This is a genomic window from Pseudomonas syringae pv. cilantro (assembly GCF_001293775.1).
In the GTDB taxonomy this organism is placed as follows: Bacteria; Pseudomonadota; Gammaproteobacteria; order Pseudomonadales; family Pseudomonadaceae; genus Aquipseudomonas; species Aquipseudomonas syringae_P.
In genome coordinates, this window is sequence record NZ_LGLN01000057.1 from 1 (window position 1) to 1,472 (window position 1,472).

Here is a 1,472-nt window from a genome sequence, read left to right on the forward strand (position 1 = left end):
TTGGGAGAAACGCACTGTGACAAACGTGCCTGTCCGCCTCTTCAAGACCCAAAAGGCTGCATATGACAACACTGACTGATACTCGCGCTAGATATCAAAAGCTATTAGACGCCCATGGATTAACCCTGGCAGATAGCGCGGCATTGATCTGCCAACACACTCAAAGACCTTGCTCTGTTCGTGCTGTGCGTTCATGGCTGAATGACCCCGCCAAGCCCAGCTCTCGATCTTGTCCTGAGTGGGCTGTAAACGCGTTATCCAGCGCTTTGTCCGGTTGAGCCACGCCTCATCCTTTCACAGCCATCGAACCAGAAGGCGTCACCGCATATGGCGCAAAGGAACCCCATGAGCACTTCACTGAGTCGCCTTTTAACCCTGCAAGCTGTTCGTAATCTCACCTCGCTCAAGCGCGACGCCAAGCGCCTCCAGAAGAAATCACAGCAGGTCTTTGGCACAGAGCACTCGCTCGCTGTGTGCCAGCAGGCTATGGCAGTTTCGCGAGGCTTCACCTCCCTTGCCAGTCTTGATGCCCTCTCAGATCGGCTGGGCATGAACCGGCGCAATCCGTTCTGGACACTCACAGGGCGGAGCGACGCTCACCAGGCCGTACTGGATACCCTTTTTCGCCTGGACCTGGATTTTGCTGATGTCGGTCCACTGGTGTTCATCGGGCAGCAGCAACACGCACTGCGGCCTGCACTGATTCTGCTCCTGGAGCGAATGAGCGCAATGGCAAGGCCTGGCTTGATCCTGATAGAAAGCACCGCAGCAGCGATTCAGGACACGGCGTTATTCAAGGCTGCAACCGAATTGGAGCTACACGAGACACTGATGGGGTTTCGCGCCCTGGACCTACGTGAACATAACCTTCCCGTGGACCTGGCTGACTGCGCACTCGAAAGCCGCTGGAGTCCCTGGGTTGTCCTCTTCTCACGTGACGATCCCGTCAGCGAACAGCGCGCCGGTGTCATTCATTCGTACTTTGCGGCCCGTGCAACGGATCATGGCCGACTTCCCATCCTGTACGTTTCCGAGAATGTCGGCGCTTATGTTCCTAATGCATTCAGGCTGGAGGGTCACACCGCTATCGTCAACGGCTTGGCCGACTTCCCAGGCGGGGACGTTTTCGCTACGAACGACAGCTATGCCCACGCAGTGAAGGTTTTGAGCACCGAAGCGGACCTTCAGTTTATGGGCTCAAAAGTACCCTTTGCGCGGGATGGCCATGTACCTGCACTGAACGCTAACTGAGGAAAGACAACAATGACAAACCACCTTTCTAAATTCATCTGCAACGACGATGGGCGCAACGATGAAGCGTATCAGCTGATCAGCCAGGGTCGGCTCGACGGTGCGTGTCGGGACGCGTGGGAGGCCAGTGCCGCCTGGCTTGACGCTGCTGATTTTCAGCGGTTCCGGCGCGGGCTTTACCCACGGCTGTTGAACAAATCGAGCGATGAAAGGCCGGTGGT

General features: G+C 56.6%; 2 protein-coding genes. Both read left to right on the forward strand.

What is annotated here, in order from left to right; all coding sequences use genetic code 11:
* The first annotated feature begins 345 nt into the window (after positions 1–345).
* Positions 346–1,251 (forward strand): hypothetical protein, encoded by a 906-nt coding sequence (locus ABJ99_RS14450; protein ID WP_054086388.1) that lies wholly within the window; start codon positions 346–348, stop codon positions 1,249–1,251.
* Between the two features lie 12 nt (positions 1,252–1,263).
* Positions 1,264–1,472, forward strand: a 209-nt coding sequence (locus tag ABJ99_RS28770) for a hypothetical protein (protein ID WP_054086392.1), incomplete at its 3' end; no start/stop codon positions are given.

Excerpts from the sequence above, each read along its gene's own strand:
- ABJ99_RS14450 (WP_054086388.1), top strand. The coding sequence starts at position 346 with ATGAGCACTTCACTGAGTCGCCTTTTAACCCTGCAAGCTGTTCGTAAT.